The 15,644-nt window shown below is 64.8% G+C and carries 11 protein-coding genes and 1 tRNA gene; all 12 read right to left on the bottom strand.

The window, feature by feature from the left end:
• Window positions 1–12: 12 nt before the first annotated feature.
• A complete protein-coding gene (fusA, locus tag ACCD06_RS06245; protein WP_413339540.1) occupies window positions 13–2,085 on the bottom strand; it encodes an elongation factor G in 2,073 nt (690 codons plus the stop codon).
• A gap of 27 nt (window positions 2,086–2,112) precedes the next feature.
• Window positions 2,113–2,583, bottom strand: a complete 471-nt coding sequence (rpsG, locus tag ACCD06_RS06240) for a 30S ribosomal protein S7 (protein WP_012973202.1) — start codon at window positions 2,581–2,583, stop codon at window positions 2,113–2,115.
• 12 nt (window positions 2,584–2,595) lie between these two features.
• On the bottom strand, window positions 2,596–2,967 hold the full coding sequence (gene rpsL / locus ACCD06_RS06235; protein WP_012973201.1) for a 30S ribosomal protein S12: 372 nt from the start codon (window positions 2,965–2,967) through the stop codon (window positions 2,596–2,598).
• A 322-nt stretch (window positions 2,968–3,289) separates the two neighbouring features.
• Window positions 3,290–7,462, bottom strand: coding sequence for a DNA-directed RNA polymerase subunit beta' (rpoC, locus tag ACCD06_RS06230; RefSeq protein ID WP_413339536.1), 4,173 nt, complete (start codon window positions 7,460–7,462; stop codon window positions 3,290–3,292).
• 100 nt (window positions 7,463–7,562) lie between these two features.
• Complete coding sequence (gene rpoB / locus ACCD06_RS06225; RefSeq protein WP_109157588.1) at window positions 7,563–11,756, bottom strand: DNA-directed RNA polymerase subunit beta; 4,194 nt, start codon at window positions 11,754–11,756, stop codon at window positions 7,563–7,565.
• A 248-nt stretch (window positions 11,757–12,004) separates the two neighbouring features.
• Window positions 12,005–12,382: a 50S ribosomal protein L7/L12 gene (gene rplL, locus ACCD06_RS06220; RefSeq protein WP_014246882.1), complete on the bottom strand. Its 378-nt coding sequence runs from the start codon at window positions 12,380–12,382 to the stop codon at window positions 12,005–12,007.
• A 72-nt stretch (window positions 12,383–12,454) separates the two neighbouring features.
• Complete coding sequence (gene rplJ, locus ACCD06_RS06215) at window positions 12,455–12,976, bottom strand: 50S ribosomal protein L10 (protein WP_012973195.1); 522 nt, start codon at window positions 12,974–12,976, stop codon at window positions 12,455–12,457.
• Between the two features lie 307 nt (window positions 12,977–13,283).
• Window positions 13,284–13,997, bottom strand: a complete 714-nt coding sequence (rplA, locus tag ACCD06_RS06210) for a 50S ribosomal protein L1 (protein WP_109150178.1) — start codon at window positions 13,995–13,997, stop codon at window positions 13,284–13,286.
• Window positions 13,998–14,001: 4 nt separating this feature from the next.
• Entirely contained in the window at window positions 14,002–14,436 is a 435-nt protein-coding gene (gene rplK, locus ACCD06_RS06205; RefSeq protein WP_109150179.1) for a 50S ribosomal protein L11, read from the bottom strand.
• A 160-nt stretch (window positions 14,437–14,596) separates the two neighbouring features.
• Entirely contained in the window at window positions 14,597–15,127 is a 531-nt protein-coding gene (gene nusG / locus ACCD06_RS06200; RefSeq protein ID WP_014246877.1) for a transcription termination/antitermination protein NusG, read from the bottom strand.
• 3 nt (window positions 15,128–15,130) lie between these two features.
• The gene (gene secE, locus ACCD06_RS06195) at window positions 15,131–15,328 is read right to left on the bottom strand and encodes a preprotein translocase subunit SecE (protein ID WP_014246876.1); all 198 of its coding nucleotides are present in this window, start codon (window positions 15,326–15,328) and stop codon (window positions 15,131–15,133) included.
• Between the two features lie 72 nt (window positions 15,329–15,400).
• Window positions 15,401–15,476: transfer RNA gene (locus ACCD06_RS06190), tRNA-Trp, on the bottom strand.
• Window positions 15,477–15,644 lie beyond the last annotated feature (168 nt).

Genomic DNA, 15,644 nt, shown 5'->3' with positions numbered 1-15,644 from the left:
TTCCAGCGGTCTTCAGGCCACCTTGGCGCGGACGCCGTCCGCGATGGCCTGTGGCACCGGCTCATAATGGTCGAACTGCATGCTGTACTGCGCGCGGCCCTGACTCATGGAGCGCAGGGAGTTCACATAGCCGAACATGGCCGCCAAGGGAACCAGTCCCGTGACGATTCGCGCGTTCCCGCGCTGGTCCATGCCGGTGATCTGTCCGCGGCGACCGTTCAGATCGCCGATGACGTCGCCCATATAGTCGTCCGGCGTGATGATTTCGACCCGCATCAGCGGTTCCAACAGCGCCGGAGCGGCTTTTGTCATGGCCTCGCGGAAGGCGGTCCGCGCCGCCAGTTCGAAGGCAAGCGGCGAGGAGTCGACGTCGTGCGCCTCGCCGCCGGTCAGGGTCACCTTGACGTCCACCACCGGGTAACCGGCAACGACGCCGCTATCCTTGGCGGCCTCCAGCCCCTTCTGCACGCCGGCGACGAACTCTCGCGGCAACCCGGCGGCACGATTCTCGAACACGAAGCCGGCGCCGCGGTCGAGGGCCTCCAGCTTCAGGGTCACACGCGCGAATTGGGCGCGGTCGCCGGTCTGGCGCGCATGGACATGGTCGATCTCTGCCGCACGCAGCACGGTCTCGCGGTAGGCGACCTTGGGCGCCCCAACGGCGGCATCGACGCGGAACTCACGCTTCATGCGGTCGACGACGACGTCCAGATGCAGCTCGCCCATGCCGCGAATGACGGTCTGGCCGCTTTCACGGTCGACCGAGACCTGCAGCGAGGGATCCTCGTGGCCCAAACGATTCAGCGCCGCCGCCATCTTCTCGTGGTCGGCGTCGGTGCGCGGCTCGACCGCGATTTCGATCACCGGCTCTGGAACGTCAAGGCGTTCCAGCACGATGGGCTTGGCCGGGTCGCAGAGCGTATCGCCGGTGGCAGTGTGCTCCAGCCCGGCGAAGGCCACGATGTCGCCGGTGTGGGCGTGCTCGATGTCCTCGCGGCTGTTGGCATGCATCAACAACATGCGGCCAATTTTCTCGCGCTCCCCCTTCACCGGGTTGAGCAGCGAATCGCCGACGCTCGCGGTGCCGGAATAGATGCGGCAGAAGGTGAGCGTCCCGACATAGGGGTCATTCATCACCTTGAAGGCGAGGCCCGAGAACGGCGCGCTGTCGTTGGCAGCGCGTTCCTCCGAGCGGTCGCCACCGACGGCATGGCCCGTCACCGCACCGATGTCGTTCGGCGCCGGCAGATAGTGGACCACCGCGTCGAGCATCGGCTGGATGCCCTTGTTGCGGAAGGCCGATCCGCAGAGCACCGGGACAACGGCATTGGAGATCGTGCCCTTGCGGATCAGCGCGCGCAGGGCATCGGGCGCAGGCTCCTCGCCGCGCTCCAGGTAGGCGGCCATGGCCGCCTCATCGAGATCGAGCACGGCCTCCAGCAGCGCCTGACGGGCGCTTGCGGCCGGTCCGGCCAGAGTCTCGGGAATGTCGGTATGTTCGAACTCGGCGCCGAGCGTTTCGGCCTTCCAGATCGTGGCGCGCATGGCGACCAGATCGACGACGCCGGAAAAGCCGGCCTCAACGCCGATGGGAAGCTGCAGGACCAGCGGCTTGACGCCCAGCCGGTCGGCCATCATGGCGACACAGCGGTCGAAATCGGCGCCGACGCGGTCCATCTTATTGACGAAGGCCATGCGCGGCACGCCGTACTTGTCGGCCTGCCGCCACACGGTCTCGGTCTGGGGCTCGACACCCGCAACCGCGTCGAAGATGGCAACGGCGCCATCCAGGACACGCAAGGACCGCTCGACCTCGATGGTGAAATCCACGTGTCCGGGCGTGTCGATGATGTTGATGCGGTGGTCGCGCCAGAAACAGGTCGTTGCCGCCGAGGTGATGGTGATGCCCCGTTCCTGCTCCTGCTCCATCCAATCCATGACGGCAGTGCCGTCATTGACCTCGCCCATGCGATAGGACTTGCCGGTATAGAACAGGATGCGCTCGGTCGTCGTCGTCTTGCCGGCATCAATGTGAGCCATGATGCCGATGTTGCGGTAACGGTCGAGGGCGTGCGAACGGGGCATGCAAGATCACCAGGACAGGCGTGAACCTTACCAGCGGTAGTGCGAGAACGCCTTGTTGGCTTCCGCCATGCGGTGCGTATCTTCGCGCTTCTTCACGGCGGTGCCGCGCTGGCTGGCAGCATCGAGCAACTCACCCGACAGACGCTCGGTCATGGTGTTTTCCGAGCGGGCGCGGGCGGCGCTGATCAGCCAACGGATGGCGAGAGCCTGGGCGCGGTCCGAACGGACCTCGACCGGAACCTGATAGGTCGCACCACCGACGCGGCGGCTGCGGACTTCCAGGTGCGGCTTCACGTTGGCGAGGGCATCGTGGAAGACCTGAACGGGGTCGTTCTTGGTCTTGACCTCGATACGGCCCAGCGCACCGTAGACGATGCCTTCGGCGGCCGACTTCTTGCCGTCCAGCATCAGGCAGTTCATGAACTTCGTCAGGACGCGGTCGCCGTACTTGGCGTCCGGCAGGACTTCACGCTTCTCGGCGCGATGACGACGGGACATCGTGAGTTCTCCTTACTTCGGACGCTTCGCGCCGTACTTCGAACGACGCTGCTTACGATCCTTGACGCCCTGGGTATCCAGCGTGCCGCGAATGATGTGGTAGCGAACGCCGGGAAGATCCTTCACACGACCGCCGCGGATCATGACCACCGAGTGTTCCTGGAGGTTGTGGCCCTCACCAGGGATGTAGCTCGTCACCTCGAAGCCGTTCGTCAGACGAACGCGGGCGACCTTACGGAGCGCCGAGTTCGGCTTCTTCGGGGTGGTGGTGTAAACGCGAGTGCAGACGCCACGCTTCTGCGGGCAAGCCTCCATCGCGGGAACCTTGTTGCGCGCGGCCAACGGCTCGCGCGGCTTACGGATCAACTGGTTGATCGTCGGCATATCTGCCCTTCATCCCTTCAAGATCACTCGGCCGGACGAGCCGGACGAAGCAAAAGCCCGCCTGCGAAACGTTGCCGTTCCGAGCGGGCTGAATGAGCGAAAGCCGATCGGAGGACTCCGATCGGCGGGATCGGTGGATTCAAGCGGACACACGGAGAGCCCCGGTGTCCTTTGAAGTTCGCGGACTTTAGGGAAAGGCCAACGGAGAGTCAAGGACGGTCTTGCGCCTTCGGAACGCACGTCGTGACGACCGGCGCGCCGAAAGAAAAGGGGCGCGTCCCTTGCGGAACGCGCCCCCTCCCTACTCGATCAGCCCGACAGATCAGGCCGCGGAGCTTTCCTCGCCCGGAGTCGGCAGGGCCGGAGTTTCCTCCGGCGCGCCGGCTTCCAGGGCCGCTTCGCGGTCACGCTCGGCGGCGATCAACTTCAGGCGGTTCACCACGGAGCCCGTGCCGGCAGGGATCAGGCGGCCAACGATGACGTTCTCCTTCAGGCCTTCCAGGTTGTCGACCTTGCCGCCGACGGCCGCTTCCGTGAGGACGCGGGTGGTTTCCTGGAACGACGCGGCCGAGATGAAGGACCGCGTCTGCAGGCTGGCCTTGGTGATGCCCTGGAGAACCGGGTGGCCGTGGGCAGGCTGCAAGCCTTCCGCCACAGTCTTCTCGTTCTCCTCGTCGAACTCCTGACGATCGACCTGCTCGCCCACCAGGAAGGTGGTCTCGCCGGCGTCGGTGATTTCGACCTTCTGCAGCATCTGGCGAACGATCACCTCGATGTGCTTGTCGTTGATCTTCACGCCCTGCAGTCGATAGACGTCCTGGATCTCGTTGATCAGGTAGTCGGCCAAGGCCTCCACACCCATCACCGCCAGGATGTCGTGCGGCACCGGGTTGCCGTCCATCAGCAGATCGCCGCGTTCGACATAGTCACCCTCCTGCACGGAGATGTGCTTGCCCTTCGGGATCAGATACTCCTTCTCGTCACCGGTCTCGTCGTTGCGGACGACAATGCGGCGCTTGGTCTTGTAGTCCTTACCGAATTCAACGCGGCCGCTCATCTCCGAGATGATGGCGAAGTCCTTCGGACGACGCGCCTCGAACAGCTCGGCCACGCGCGGCAGACCACCGGTGATGTCGCGGGTCTTGGACGACTCGCGCGGGATACGCGCCAGCACGTCACCGGCCCGCACCTCGGCACCGTTCTCCACCGACAGGATGGCGTCCACCGACATGAAGTAGCGGGCTTCCAGGCCGTTCGGCAGGGTGATCAGGTCGCCCCGCTCGTCCACCAGCGCGATGCGCGGCTTCAGATCGGCACCGCGCGGCTGCTGGCGCCAGTCGACCACCACCTTGGAGCTGATGCCCGTCGCCTCGTCCATCACCTCGCGCATGGAGATACCCTCCACGAGGTCGATGTAGCGGGCGGTACCGGCACGCTCGGTGATGATCGGCAGGGTGTAGGGGTCCCACTCGGCCAGCTTGGCGCCGCGCTCGACCTTCACACCCTCGTCCGCCAGCAGCTTGGCACCGTACGGCACGCGGTGACGCGCCCGCTCGCGGCCCTGCTCGTCGAGCAGGATGACTTCGGTGCTGCGGCCCATGACGACCGGGATGCCCGACGAGTTCATGACGACGTTGCGGTTGTTGATCCGCACCGTCGCTTCGAACGCCGCCTCGATCTGGCTCTGCTCCGCACCGCGCTGCGCCGCACCACCGATGTGGAAGGTACGCATTGTCAGCTGGGTGCCCGGCTCGCCAATCGACTGCGCCGCGATGACGCCCACCGCTTCGCCGGTGTTGACCAGCGTGCCGCGGGCCAGATCACGGCCGTAGCACTTGGCGCAGACGCCGTCGCGGGTCTCGCAGGTCAGGACCGAGCGGATCTTGACCGAGTCGATGCCCGACCGCTCGATGCGATCGACAGTCGGCTCGTCGATCAGGCCGCCGTCCTCGACGATCAACTCGCCGTTCAGCGGGTCGATCACCGCGCCGACGACGGTGCGGCCGAGGATGCGGTCGCCCAGCGGGCTGATGACTTCGCCGCCGTCGATCACCGCCTTGACGGTGATGCCGCGCTCGGTGCCGCAATCATGCTCGACGATGATGGCGTCCTGCGCCACGTCGACCAGACGGCGGGTCAGGTAACCGGAGTTCGCCGTCTTCAAGGCGGTGTCGGCCAGACCCTTGCGGGCGCCGTGGGTGGAGTTGAAGTACTCCAGCACGGTCAGGCCTTCCTTGAAGTTCGAGATGATCGGCGTCTCGATGATCTCGCCCGACGGCTTGGCCATCAGGCCGCGCATGCCGGCCAGCTGACGGATCTGCGCGGCGGAACCACGCGCACCGGAGTGGGCCATCATGTACACCGAGTTGACCGGCTTGCCGGCCTCGGTGGTCGAGATCGCCTTCATCATCTCGGAAGCGACCTTTTCGGTGCATTCCGACCAGACGTCGACGACCTTGTTGTACTTCTCGCCCTGGGTAATCAGGCCGTCGAGATACTGCTGCTCGAACTCCTTCACCCGCTCCTTCGACTCGTTGACCAGCTTCTCCTTGGCGGCGGGGATGACCATGTCGTCCTTGCCGAAGGAGATGCCGGCGCGGCAGGCGTGGCCGAAACCGAGCTTCATCAGGCGATCGGCGAAGATCACCGTCTCCTTCTGACCGCAATGGCGGTAGACGGCGTCGATGACGTTGCCGACGTCCTTCTTGGTCAGGACACGGTTGATCAGCGAGAACGGCACCTTCGGGTGACGCGGCAGCAGCTCCGACAGGAGCATGCGGCCCGGCGTCGTCTCGACGATGCTGATCAGCTCGTTGCCCTCGTCGTCCACGCCGACGTAGCGCGCCTTGATCTTCGCATGGATCGACAGGACCTTGGCGTTCAGCGCCTGCTCGATTTCCGAGACGTTGGCGAACACCATGCCCTCGCCCTTCTCGCTCGGGCGATCCATGGAGATGTAATAGATGCCGAGGACGATGTCCTGCGACGGCACGATGATCGGCTTGCCGTTGGCGGGCGACAGGATGTTGTTGGTCGACATCATCAGGACGCGCGCTTCCAGCTGGGCCTCGAGGCTCAGCGGAACGTGCACGGCCATCTGGTCGCCGTCGAAGTCGGCGTTGAAGGCGGTGCAGACCAGCGGGTGCAGCTGGATCGCCTTGCCTTCGATCAGCGTCGGCTCGAACGCCTGGATGCCGAGACGGTGCAGCGTCGGCGCACGGTTCAGCATCACTGGATGCTCGCGGATGACCTCTTCCAGGATGTCCCACACCTCGGGACGCTCCTTTTCCACCATCCGCTTGGCGGCCTTGATGGTGGAGGCGAGGCCATACAGCTCCAGCTTGGCGTAGATGAAGGGCTTGAACAGCTCCAGCGCCATCTTCTTCGGCAGGCCGCACTGGTGCAGCTTCAGCTCCGGACCGACGACGATGACCGAACGGCCCGAGTAGTCGACGCGCTTGCCGAGCAGGTTCTGACGGAAGCGGCCCTGCTTGCCCTTCAGCATGTCGGACAGCGACTTCAGCGGACGCTTGTTGGCGCCGGTGATGACGCGGCCACGGCGGCCGTTGTCGAACAGAGCGTCGACGGCCTCCTGCAGCATGCGCTTCTCGTTGCGGACGATGATGTCCGGCGCCTTCAGCTCGATCAGCCGCTTCAGACGGTTGTTGCGGTTGATGACGCGGCGGTACAGGTCGTTCAGATCCGACGTGGCGAAACGGCCGCCGTCCAGCGGGACCAGCGGACGCAGCTCGGGCGGGATCACCGGAATGACTTCCAGGATCATCCACTCCGGACGCGACTGCGAGGCCAGGAAGGCGTCGATCAGCTTCAGGCGCTTGACCAGCTTCTTCCGCTTGGCTTCGGAGTTGGTGTCGCGCAGATCCTCACGGCAGCGCTTCTTCTCCTCGTCGAGGTCGAGCGCGGACAGCATGATGCGCAGCGCTTCGGCACCGATCGACGCGGTGAAGGCGTCCTCGCCATACTCGTCCTGGGCGTTCAGGTACTCTTCCTCGTTCAGCAGCGAATGCAGCTTCAGCGGGGTGAGGCCCGGCTCGATGACGACGTAGTTTTCGAAATAAAGGATGCGCTCCAGATCCTTGAGCGTCATGTCGAGCAGCAGACCGATACGGCTCGGCAGCGACTTCAGGAACCAGATGTGCGCGACGGGCGACGCCAGTTCGATATGGCCCATGCGCTCGCGCCGGACCTTCGACAGCGTGACCTCGACGCCGCACTTCTCGCAGATGATGCCGCGATACTTCATGCGCTTGTACTTGCCGCACAAGCACTCGTAGTCCTTGATCGGGCCGAAGATGCGGGCGCAGAACAGGCCGTCGCGCTCCGGCTTGAAGGTGCGATAGTTGATGGTTTCCGGCTTCTTGATCTCGCCGTAGGACCAGGACCGGATCCGCTCGGGGCTCGCGATCTGGATGCGGATCTGATCGAAGCTCTGCGGCCCCTGGACCTGGCCGAAAATGTTCATCAACTCATTCATGACCGTCTCCCGCTGGCATCGCCGCGTTGTCGGTTAAGGGCAGTGCATGACCCCGGAGCGGTGCTCGCACCGTTCCGGGGTTTGGTCACGTCAAATCGGCTCAGTAGGACCGCTGGTTCAGTTCGACGTTCAGGCCGAGCGAGCGCAGCTCCTTGACCAGCACGTTGAACGACTCCGGAATGCCGGCCTCGAAGTTGTCGTCGCCGCGGACGATGGCCTCGTAGACCTTGGTGCGGCCGGACACGTCGTCCGACTTCACCGTCAGCATTTCCTGCAGCGTGTAGGCGGCACCGTAGGCTTCGAGCGCCCAGACCTCCATCTCACCGAAGCGCTGACCACCGAACTGGGCCTTGCCACCCAGCGGCTGCTGCGTGACCAGCGAGTAGGGGCCGATCGACCGGGCGTGGATCTTGTCGTCCACCAGATGGTGCAGCTTCAGCATGTAGATGTAGCCGACGGTGACCTTGCGATCGAAGGTCTCGCCGGTCCGGCCGTCGACCAGCGTCGACTGGCCCGACCGGTCGAAACCGGCGCGTTCCAGATGGACGCAGATGTCCTCCTCGCGGGCGCCGTCGAAGACCGGCGTCGCGAAGGGCACGCCCTTGCGCAGGTTACCGCCCAGCTCCAGCAGCTCGCCGTCGGTCATGTCGGCGATGTCCTCGTTGTAGGTCACCTCGCCGTACGCCGACTTCAGCGTGCTGCGCAGGGCCTCCAGCTGGGGAGCACCTTCGGCCTTCTGGCGGATCGCCAGACGGTACTGGTCGACCGCGCGGCCGATCTGCTTGCCGAGACCCGAGGCGGCCCAGCCGAGGTGGGTTTCCAGGATCTGACCGACGTTCATGCGCGACGGCACGCCCAGCGGGTTCAGGACCAGATCGACCGGGGTGCCGTCCTCGAGGTACGGCATGTCCTCCTGCGGGATGATGCGCGAGACGACACCCTTGTTGCCGTGACGGCCGGCCATCTTGTCGCCCGGCTGCAGCTTGCGCTTCACCGCGACGAAGACCTTGACCATCTTCATGACGCCCGGCGGCAGCTCGTCACCGCGCTGCAGCTTGTCGACCTTGTTCTCGAAGCGGTCCTGCAGGGCCTTGATCGAGTCGTCGAACACCTTGGCCAGGTTCTCGACCGTTTCCATCACCTGCTCGTCGGCAATGGCGATCTGGCGCCACAGGCCCTTCGACAGGCCGGCCAGAACCTCCTCGGTCAGGACCGTGCCACCCTTCATGCCCTTCGGGCCGGACTGCGCGGTCTGGCCGAGCAGCACTTCCTTCAGGCGGGTGTAGAAGCTGCGCTCCAGGATACCGCGCTCGTCGTCGCGGTCCTTGGCCAACTTCTCGATCTCGGCGCGTTCGATGGCGAGCGCGCGCTCGTCCTTGTCGACGCCGCGGCGGCTGAACACACGGACCTCGACGATGGTGCCGACGACGCCCGGCGGCAGGCGCAGCGAGGTGTCGCGGACATCCGAAGCCTTCTCGCCGAAGATGGCGCGCAGCAGCTTCTCTTCCGGAGTCATCGGGCTTTCGCCCTTCGGCGTCACCTTGCCGACCAGAATGTCGCCCGGACGGACTTCGGCGCCGATGTAGACGATGCCGGCCTCGTCGAGGTTCTTCAGAGCTTCCTCACCCACGTTCGGAATATCGCGGGTGATTTCCTCCTGGCCCAGCTTGGTGTCGCGGGCCATGACCTCGAACTCCTCGATGTGGATCGAGGTGAAGACGTCGTCCTTGACGATGCGCTCGTTGATGAGGATCGAGTCCTCGAAGTTGTAGCCGTTCCACGGCATGAACGCGACGAGCACGTTCCGGCCGAGCGCCAGCTCGCCCAGGTCGGTCGACGGGCCGTCGGCCACGATGTCGCCGGCGTTCACCCGGTCACCGACCTTCACCAGCGGACGCTGGGTGATGCAGGTGTTCTGGTTGGAACGCTGGAACTTCAGCAGATTGTAGATGTCGACGCCCGGCGCCGTGCTGTCCGAGCTGTCGGTGGCGCGGACGACGATGCGGGTGGCGTCGACCTGGTCGACGATGCCCGAACGCTTGGCGACGATGGTCACGCCGCTGTCGCGGGCGACGGTCGCCTCCATGCCCGTGCCGACCAGCGGCGCGTCGGCCTTCACCAGCGGCACCGCCTGACGCTGCATGTTCGAGCCCATCAGCGCGCGGTTGGCGTCGTCGTTCTCAAGGAACGGGATCAGCGCCGCGGCGACGGACACCAGCTGCTTCGGTGACACGTCGATCAGGTCGATCGCCTCCGGCCGGAACATCAGGTATTCACCGCCCTGGCGGCACGACACCAGATCGGCGGCGAAGCTGTTGTCCGGGTTCAGCTCGGCGTTCGCCTGGGCGACGACGTAACGGCCCTCCTCCATCGCCGACAGATAGACCACCTCGTTGGTGACCTTGCCGTCGATGACCTTGCGGTAGGGGCTCTCGATGAAGCCGTACTGGTTCACGCGGGCGTAGGTCGCCAGCGAGTTGATCAGACCGATGTTCGGACCTTCCGGGGTCTCAATCGGGCAGATGCGGCCGTAGTGCGTCGGGTGCACGTCGCGCACCTCGAAGCCGGCACGCTCGCGGGTCAGACCGCCCGGGCCCAAGGCCGAGAGACGACGCTTGTGCGTGATCTCGGACAGCGGGTTGGTCTGGTCCATGAACTGCGACAGCTGCGACGAGCCGAAGAACTCGCGCACGGCGGCGGCCGCCGGCTTCGCGTTGATGAGGTCGTGCGGCATCACCGTGTCGATCTCGACCGAGCTCATGCGCTCGCGGATCGCACGTTCCATGCGCAGCAGGCCGACGCGGTACTGGTTCTCCATCAACTCGCCGACCGAGCGCACGCGGCGGTTGCCGAGATGGTCGATGTCGTCGATTTCGCCGCGGCCGTCCTTCAGGTTCACCAGAACCTTCAGGATCTCCAGGATGTCCTCCTTGCGGAGAACGCGCATCTGGTCGTCCGTCTGGAAGTTCAGGCGGGCGTTCATCTTCACGCGGCCCACGGCCGACAGGTCGTAGCGCTCGCTGTCGAAGAACAGGCCCGAGAACAGCGCCTCGGCCGATTCCAGGGTCGGCGGCTCGCCCGGACGCATGACGCGGTAGATGTCGATCAGGGCATCTTCACGGCTGGCGTTGCGGTCCGCATTCATGGTGTTGCGGATGTAGGCGCCGACGTTCAGATGGTCGATCGCCAGCACCGGCAGCTCGTCGACGCCGGTCTTCTCCAGCTTGTCGAGGTCGCTCGCCGACAGCTCGTCACCGGCTTCGAACAGGACTTCGCCCGTGCGCTCGTTGATGATGTCGACGGCGAGGTAGCGGCCGGTCAGCTCCTCGGTGGAGACCTGCTGCTCGGTCAGGCCGGCCTCGACCAGCTTCTTGATGACGCGCGGGGTCATCTTGGTGCCGGCCTCGGCGACGACGGCGCCGGTGGAGGCGTCCACGAGGTCCGAAATCAGCTTGACGCCCTTCATCCGCTCGGCGCTGAACGGGGTCTTCCAACCGCCGGCCGAGCGCGTGTAGGTGATGGTGTCGTAGAAGTAGTTGAGGATCTCTTCCTTGGCCATGCCCTGCGCCTCGTAGGGCAGCAGGTCCTTGCGGTTGGCCTTGCGCTCGGCACGCAGCGCCTCGGTCTCCGCGCCGTCCAGTGCGAACAGCAGCGTGGTGGCCGGCAGCTTGCGGCGGCGGTCGATGCGGACGTAGACGAGATCCTTGGCGTCGAACTCGAAGTCGAGCCAGGAGCCACGATAGGGGATGACGCGGGCGGCGAACAGATACTTGCCCGACGCGTGGGTCTTGCCCTTGTCATGGTCGAAGAAGACGCCCGGCGAGCGGTGCATCTGCGAGACGATGACGCGTTCAGTGCCGTTGATGACGAAGGTGCCGTTGGCCGTCATCAGGGGCATGTCGCCCATGTAGACGTCCTGCTCCTTGATGTCGCGGATCGAACGGAGGCCGGTGTCCTCCTCGACGTCGAACACGGACAGGCGCAGGGTCACCTTCAGCGGGGCGGCGAAGGTCATGCCACGCTGCTGGCACTCCTCGACGTCGTACTTCGGCTGCTCAAGCTCGTACTTGACGAAATCCAGCACCGCGCGGTCGGAGAAGTCCTTGATCGGGAAGACCGACTTGAACACTTCCTGCAGGCCCAGGTTCGCCCGCTTTTCCGGGGCGATGTCCATTTGCAGGAAGTGGTCGTAGGAGCTGCGCTGCACCTCGATGAGGTTGGGCATCTGGGTGACTTCCGGGATGCGCCCGAAGCTCTTCCGAACACGTTTACGACCCGTAAAGGATTTGGCCATGGATGTCCCCAAACGTCTGTACGTGATGCGCGTTATACCGACCGTTCAACCGACCGCAGGATCAAGCCGACTGGTGTCGACCGGTCCCGAGGGCGCCCGCGCGGGCCATCCCCATGATGGGGACGGAAAGAGCCGGGCCGGGCAAGCCCGGTCCGGCGGAAGGCAGAAAACGCCGTGCGGCGGCAGGTTCCCTGGGGAACCGACCGCCGTCCGGCGTGGAACTGTATGATCCGTAACGCAACAAGGTCTTACTTAATATCGACCTTGGCGCCGGCCTCTTCAAGCTGCTTCTTGATCTTGGCGGCCTCGTCCTTCGTGGCGCCTTCCTTGACCGGCTTCGGAGCGCCCTCGACCAGGTCCTTGGCTTCCTTCAGGCCCAGGCCGGTGATCGCACGGACTTCCTTAATCACGTTGATCTTCTTGTCGCCGGCATCGGCGAGGATCACCGTGAACTCGGTCTGCTCTTCGGCCGGAGCGGCAGCGGCAGCGGCCGGGCCAGCGGCGGCAACGGCCACCGGAGCGGCGGCGGAGACGCCCCACTTCTCTTCGAGGAGCTTCGACAGCTCGGCGGCTTCCAGGACGGTCAGGGCCGACAGATCGTCGACGAGCTTCTGCAGATCAGCCATGTTACTACTCCAAACGACTTGAGTTCTGGGGATGAAAAAAACGAGTGAGTTGAGCCGGCCTTGCGGGCCAGCTCAGGCTGCCTCGTCGTCCTTCTTCGCGTAGGCGGCAAGCACGCGGGCGACCTGGCCACCCGGAGCCTGGAGAACACCGGCGATACGGGTCGCCGGGGTCTGGATCATGCCCACGAGGCGGCCACGCAGTTCGTCCAGCGACGGGAGCGAGGCGAGGGCCTTGACCCCCTCCGCGTCCAGAATCTGGGTGCCGAGGCTGGCGCCGACGATCTTGAGCTTCTCGTTGGTCTTCGCGTAGTCGGCCACCACCTTGGCAGCCGCAACGGGATCCTTCGAGAAGGCGATCGCCGTCGGTCCCTTGAAGAGACCGTCCAGACCTTCGAACTGCGTCCCCTGAAGGGAACGACGGGCGAGCCGGTTCTTCGTCACTTTGAAGCTGGCGCCAGCAGCCCGAACCTTCGCACGCAGGTCGGTGACTTCCTTCACCGTCAGGCCCAGATGGTGGGTGACCACCACCAGGCCCGTGTCCTGGAGCTTCGATTGCAGAGCCGCGATCGTCGCTTCTTTTTGTGTACGATCCACGGATCGCCTCCTTGCACAGAGGTTTACATGAACCCCCTGCCCTTGCGGGCCGGAGGTCCGGCGAACCTGTCCCAGAAGTTCAAGCCGTTCCTGATCCGGTGGTCCCGCCTTGACGGGGTCCGGAATGGTCAACGGGTTCAACTCCTGTCTGCGCCGGTGAATTTTAAGCCCTCACCTTCCGGAGAAGGGGCGGACACCTGCGGTCTCGGACAGGGGGTGGGTGGGCGTTCCGCAGAGGCAGGCCCCCTTGGATCATCCACCCGGTCGTCACCGGTACCCGAAGGCACCGGCGGCGAAAGACGGTCGATTACGCCGCGGCGCCGGCCGCAGCCGACACGCTGGTAAGATCGAGCTTCAGGCCCGGGCCCATCGTCGACGAGAGCGAGACCTTCAGCAGGTACTGGCCCTTGGCGCCGGTCGGCTTGGCACGGGTGATGGCATCGACGAAGGCGCGGATGTTCTGGACCAGCGCCTCTTCCGAGAAGCTGACCTTGCCGACGCCGGCGTGGACGATACCGGTCTTCTCCGCACGGAACTCCACCGCGCCGGCCTTGGCGGCCTTGACGGCGCCGGCCACGTCGGGGGTCACGGTGCCCAGCTTCGGGTTCGGCATCAGGCCGCGCGGGCCGAGCACCTTACCGAGCTTGCCGACCACGCCCATCATGTCGGGCGAGGCGATGCAGCGGTCGAAGTTGATGTTGCCGGCCAGGATCTGTTCGGCGAGATCGTCGCCGCCGACCACGTCGGCGCCGGCGGCCAGAGCCTCATCGACCTTGGCGCCGCGGGCGAACACCGCCACGCGGACGGTCTTGCCGGTGCCGTTCGGCAGGTTCACGACGCCGCGGACCATCTGGTCGGCGTGGCGCGGATCGATGCCGAGGTTCATCGCGATTTCGATGGTCTCGTCGAACTTGGCCTTGGCGGCACCCTTCACCAGGGTGACGGCCTCTTCCAGCGAGTAGAAGTTGTCGCGGTTGACGCTCTTGTAGGCGTCGGTCAGACGCTTGCCCAGCTTCGCCATAGGATCAGCCCTCCACCACTTCGAGGCCCATCGAGCGGGCGGAACCGGCGATCATGGTCGCGGCGGCTTCGACGTCGTGCGCGTTCAGGTCGACCATCTTCTTCTGGGCGATCTCGCGGATCTGCGAGGTCGTGACCTGGCCGACGAAACCGCCCTTGCCGGGGGTCGTCGAGCCCTTGTCCTTGCCCGAAGCCTTCTTGAGGAAGTAGCTGACCGGCGGGGTCTTGGTCACGAAGGTGAAGGTGCGGTCGCCGTAGGCGGTGATGACCACGGGAATCGGCATGCCGACTTCCAGGTCCGCCGTCTTGGCGTTGAACGCCTTGCAGAACTCCATGATGTTCAGGCCGCGCTGACCGAGCGCCGGGCCGATGGGCGGCGACGGGTTCGCCTTGCCGGCCGGAACCTGCAGCTTGATGTAACCGACGATTTTCTTCGCCATCTCACAACCTCCTGGGACGACGCCTCACGCCTATGACCGGATGGTCCGGCGCGGCGTCGCGGGGTTTTGCGGTTCGGCCATGGCGAGCCTCCCGCAACAGAATGGAGCCACCGATGCAAGCACCGGCAGCTCCGACACGAAAAACTGTGGAACCTTGCGCTTAGATCTTTTCGACCTGCGTGTATTCCAGTTCGACCGGCGTGGAGCGGCCGAAGATCGACACCGCCACCTTGAGACGGGACTTCTCTTCGTCGACTTCCTCGACGACGCCATTGAACGAGGTGAAGGGACCGTCGCTCACTCGTACCTGCTCGCCCACCTCGAAGGTGATCGAGGGCTTGGGGCGCTCAAAGCCTTCCTGCACCTGATGGATGATCCGTTCGGCCTCCCGCTGGGAAATCGGCTGCGGCTTGCCGCCACCGCCCAGGAAGTCCGTAACCTTCGGCGTGTTCTTCACCAGCGACCAGGATTCGTCGGTCAGGTCCATCTTGACCAGGACATAGCCAGGGAAGAACTTGCGTTCGGTGTTGATCTTGGAACCCCGGCGCACTTCGACCACTTCTTCGGTCGGGACCAGGATTTCCTCGAACTTGTCTTCCAGACCCTTCTGAGCCGCTTTTTCGCGGATGGCCTGGGCGACCTTCTTTTCGAAACCCGAATAGACGTGAACGACGTACCAGCGCGCTGCCATGTCTTAGCCTCCCAGCCCAAGGATCAAGCGAACGGCAACCGCCAGCACCTGATCGACGACGAGGAAGAACAGGGCGGCGAGCACGACCATGACGAACACCATGGCGGTCGTGATGCCGGTTTCCTTGCGGGTCGGCCAGGTGACCCTGGCTACCTCGCGGCGGACCTCGCGCGCGAATTCTGCGGGATTGACTTTAGCCATCGTGCGAACCGTGCGAGCTCCGGAGCGACTGTAAGGGCGCCGCTTTTACCCTAAACCGTTATTGGGACGGGATGGCAGGAGTGGAGGGGCTCGAACCCCCAACCCCCGGTTTTGGAGACCGGTGCTCTACCAATTGAGCTACACTCCTATCTCCGTCCGGCCACACCTTTCGGCGTGGGACGCCGCTTAAAGCATTCTTTCGGCGGCGGTGTCAAGGCCTTTCGGCCTGACTTTCGGAATAACTTTTTAGAACGGCTTTCCGGAAGCCCAACCGTACTCTTTAGCCAGACAGAACTCCCCGCCGAACCGAAGCCCG

Source organism: Azospirillum sp. CT11-132, from assembly GCF_047302835.1.
GTDB lineage: Bacteria > Pseudomonadota > Alphaproteobacteria > Azospirillales > Azospirillaceae > Azospirillum.
Note: the sequence above shows the minus strand (reverse complement) of the source record. Positions and strands in the feature narration are given on the sequence as shown.

What these genes read in the sequence shown, in the direction of transcription:
- rpsL (WP_012973201.1), bottom strand. Translation starts at nt 2,967, where the DNA reads ATGCCGACGATCAACCAGTTGATCCGTAAGCCGCGCGAGCCGTTGGCC.
- fusA (WP_413339540.1), bottom strand. Translation starts at nt 2,085, where the DNA reads ATGCCCCGTTCGCACGCCCTCGACCGTTACCGCAACATCGGCATCATG.
- secE (WP_014246876.1), bottom strand. Translation starts at nt 15,328, where the DNA reads ATGGCTAAAGTCAATCCCGCAGAATTCGCGCGCGAGGTCCGCCGCGAG.
- rpsG (WP_012973202.1), bottom strand. Translation starts at nt 2,583, where the DNA reads ATGTCCCGTCGTCATCGCGCCGAGAAGCGTGAAGTCCTGCCGGACGCC.
- rpoB (WP_109157588.1), bottom strand. Translation starts at nt 11,756, where the DNA reads ATGGCCAAATCCTTTACGGGTCGTAAACGTGTTCGGAAGAGCTTCGGG.
- rplK (WP_109150179.1), bottom strand. Translation starts at nt 14,436, where the DNA reads ATGGCGAAGAAAATCGTCGGTTACATCAAGCTGCAGGTTCCGGCCGGC.
- rpoC (WP_413339536.1), bottom strand. Translation starts at nt 7,462, where the DNA reads ATGAATGAGTTGATGAACATTTTCGGCCAGGTCCAGGGGCCGCAGAGC.
- rplA (WP_109150178.1), bottom strand. Translation starts at nt 13,997, where the DNA reads ATGGCGAAGCTGGGCAAGCGTCTGACCGACGCCTACAAGAGCGTCAAC.
- nusG (WP_014246877.1), bottom strand. Translation starts at nt 15,127, where the DNA reads ATGGCAGCGCGCTGGTACGTCGTTCACGTCTATTCGGGTTTCGAAAAG.
- rplL (WP_014246882.1), bottom strand. Translation starts at nt 12,382, where the DNA reads ATGGCTGATCTGCAGAAGCTCGTCGACGATCTGTCGGCCCTGACCGTC.